This is a genomic window from Rhizobium sp. NFR03 (genome assembly GCF_900111275.1).
GTDB lineage: Bacteria > Pseudomonadota > Alphaproteobacteria > Rhizobiales > Rhizobiaceae > Ferranicluibacter.
The window spans coordinates 1-2,197 of sequence record NZ_FOGR01000029.1; the positions used below are offsets into that span (position 1 = coordinate 1).

A 2,197-nucleotide genomic window follows, 5' to 3' on the forward strand; every position below is an offset into this window, starting at 1 on the left:
GTCAGCAGCAGCCACGCGGTAATGCTGTCCCACCCTGAAGAAGTCGTAGCGCTTATTAAAACAGCAGCTGAGCCGAACCGGCAAAGCTGATGCTGAGCGTAGGCCGCTGTCCAACATCAATCACCGACTAGGGGAACACGATGCGCAACTTTCTTACGCCGAAACGCTCACAGACATCACAAGTATCAGCGACCGAATCAGAGGAGAATGGCATGCCTCAGCTTTCACGCCGCGCTTTCGCGAGCGCACTGCCTTTTGGACTCGTCGGAGGAACCGTACTCGGCGGAAGTCTGCTCGGCGACTTAACTGCTCAGGCTGCAACACCCAAGGCTGCCCGAAAGCCGGTCGCAACAACGCCGTTCGCCCAGGTTCATGTCGGACACTTTACGATAACGGCACTGACGGATGGGTATGCTGATATGCCGTACAACTACTTCCCCGGACGCTCAGCCTCCGAAGTGGAAAAGGTCGCGAACTCCCAGTTTACGGGCAGACCCGGCGGGGTACGTTTCCTGTTCAATCAATACCTCGTAGAGGACGGTAAGCAACGCATCCTCATCGATGCCGGCGCTGCAGGTTCCATCGGGGAAACCGGGCATCTCCCGCGGGCGCTGGCCACGCTCGGTCTGAAGCCAAGCCAGATTGATGCTGTGATCGTGACCCATATGCACCAGGACCACATGGGCGGTTTGGTACTCGGCGGTAAGAAGAATTACCCCGATGCCGAGGTCTATATAGACCGCCGTGACGTCAAGCACTGGACCGACCGGGCTAAGCGCAATGGGGCGCCTGATTTCCTGCAGCCCAGCTTCAAGATGGCTGAAGAGGTGGTGCGCCTCTATCCGAATCTGCAAGCGATCGACGGAGAACGCGAGATCGTTCCAGGCGTCTCGATTGTCGACCTGACCGGCCATACGCCTGGCCATATTGGCGTCCGCATCGAGGATGGCGGCAAGAGCCTGATCATGGTTTCCGACATGATTTTCCCGGTCGTCCATCCCGCTGCAACAGACGTCTTCTTCTTGTTTGAACAGGATCAGGCTGCCGCGAAAGCCATGCGCGATCGCTTCTTCCCACTAGCTGCCTCGGAAGGTGCGCTGATTGCTGCGACCCATATGCCGTTCCCCGGTCTTGGGCGCGTGGTCTCCGATCGTGGTCAGATGCGCTGGGAAGTCGCCGACTGGGCCTTGCAAGACTGATCCTTTAGCCGAACGATTGGTCGTCTGAAGATAGATCAGGGCCCGCATTGTTCACAGATGCGGGCATGCGCAAGTTTGGAGGCGAGGGATGCCGTACCACTTTCTGGAAGTCGCCGTGACACCAAGCGTCCGAGTCGCGCAGGCGGATATGGGGGTGGACCAGATATGGCTGGGCGAGCACGATCGTCCATCGGATACTTTGACGGAGAACGAGATCGCTTTCATCGCAACGCGCGACAGCTTCTATATCGCGTCTGTGTCGGAAACAGGTTGGCCGTACGTTCAACATCGTGGTGGGAGAACCGGTTTCCTCAAGGTTGTTGATCCGCAAACGATGGCATTTGCCGACTATCGCGGAAACCGCCAGTACATCAGCGCAGGGAATTTCGCAGCCAACGACCGCGCCTGTCTGTTCCTAATGGACTATGTCCAACGGACCCGGCTCAAGATTTATGCCCATGTCGAGCGGCTGACGCTCGATGCCGACCAATCACTCACTGATCTCGTGTCAGACGCGACGTACAGGGGGCGGGCAGAGCGGATATTTAAGCTCCGGCTCGAAGCATACGACTGGAACTGTCCACAGCACATTATTCCCCGCTACACCGAACAGCAGGTTGAGCAAGCAGTCGCACCGCTTCGTCAAAAGCTGCAACAGCTGGAAGCTGAAAATGCTGCGCTTCGGGCAAAATCAGAAGGAAGTTCCAAATGACTGACGCTCAAAGACCGCCTCTGCCCCCATTTACATCAGAGACTGCTGCCGAAAAGGTGCGGCTTGCCGAAGATGGCTGGAATAGCCGGGACCCGGGCAAGGTCGCGTTGGCTTACACAGATGATAGTCAGTGGCGTAACCGCGCCGAGTTCGTCAATGGCCGGGAGGCAATCGTTGCTTTTCTTGCAGGAAAGTGGCGGCGGGAGCTCGACTACCGTCTCATCAAAGAATTGTGGGCGTTCGACGGCGACAGGATTGCCGTCAGGTTTGCATATGAGTGGCATGA

The 2,197-nt window shown here is 57.4% G+C and carries 3 protein-coding genes; all 3 read left to right on the top strand.

The genetic code is table 11. The annotated features are described in order from the left end of the window. Positions 1–212: 212 nt before the first annotated feature. Entirely contained in the window at positions 213–1,199 is a 987-nt protein-coding gene (locus BSG19_RS25565; RefSeq protein WP_062594286.1) for an MBL fold metallo-hydrolase, read from the top strand. An 88-nt stretch (positions 1,200–1,287) separates the two neighbouring features. Continuing rightward, positions 1,288–1,911, top strand: a complete 624-nt coding sequence (locus tag BSG19_RS25570) for a pyridoxamine 5'-phosphate oxidase family protein (RefSeq protein WP_092990800.1) — start codon at positions 1,288–1,290, stop codon at positions 1,909–1,911. Further along, positions 1,908–2,197 (top strand): DUF1348 family protein (locus BSG19_RS25575; protein WP_139274841.1); only part of this gene is annotated, 290 nt, incomplete at its 3' end. The genes BSG19_RS25570 and BSG19_RS25575, both read left to right, overlap by 4 nt.